This window comes from Paraburkholderia sp. BCC1885 (assembly GCF_900996235.1).
Classification (GTDB): Bacteria; Pseudomonadota; Gammaproteobacteria; order Burkholderiales; family Burkholderiaceae; genus Paraburkholderia.
Genome location: NZ_CAAJGM010000023.1, coordinates 1 through 798, shown reverse-complemented (window position 1 = coordinate 798; position 798 = coordinate 1). Strand labels below are relative to the sequence as shown.

Annotated in this window: 1 protein-coding gene; it reads left to right on the top strand. The window is 52.4% G+C overall.

Going from position 1 to position 798, the window contains the following annotated elements; genetic code table 11:
* The coding region (locus tag FQ755_RS37100) for a hypothetical protein (protein WP_186308397.1) at positions 1–798 on the top strand (798 nt) is incomplete at both ends.

The following is a 798-nucleotide window of genomic DNA, read 5'->3' as shown; positions in this document are numbered from 1 at the left end:
GACGATATCCTGCATACGCGGGAGGTGTTCGATCACCTGGACGATCGGATCAACATTGAAGAGGCGGAGATCGACGGCAAACTGAAGGCGATCCTTCATCACGGATACAAGCATCTGTTCGACATAGAGAAGTTCGTTATGGCGATCGAAAAAGGCTGGCTAGGCGGCTTCATGGACGAAGTCACTGACTATGCCAAGACAAGGAAACTTCGCGTGCTGTACCTTGCAAAGGAGTATTACAGTAAGGTGAACACGTGGCTTGCACGTTATTCCGATATTCCTGGCTACTCGGAGCGAGTCACGGTCTTCTACGATGTCTGTCGTGACCAAGGTTTCATCGGCAGGCAGTCGTTTGCATTCGGTAAGCCTGAAGAGTTCGATGACTGCCATGGCGTGCGCTACGCAGACTGGTTTAATACGTTGATTGAGAAGGTCTCCGCACGTGTCAGGACGCGAGAGTTTACCGAGCGTGAGCGTCTTCGTAGGAAGAACGCGGAACGCAATGCTGAGAACGTGCTCGCGATGGACGACGAGATGTTCTCCAAGGCAAAGGGCCGGTCTCGCTGGGTGATCCTGATACTGACTTTGAACTACAAGAAGCAGTATCGACGGTGGATAACGCTTGACGAGATCCAGAAGCACCGCGAGAAGTTCTTCAAAGCACGCCGGTACAACAAACTGATGTCAGGCATCAAGAACTACGTCTGGACGATCGAGCAAGGCGAGAAGACTGGCTTTCACTTGCATGTGATCCTGTACTACGAAGCGAAGCACAAGCGTGACGTGTCGCTCGCGCAG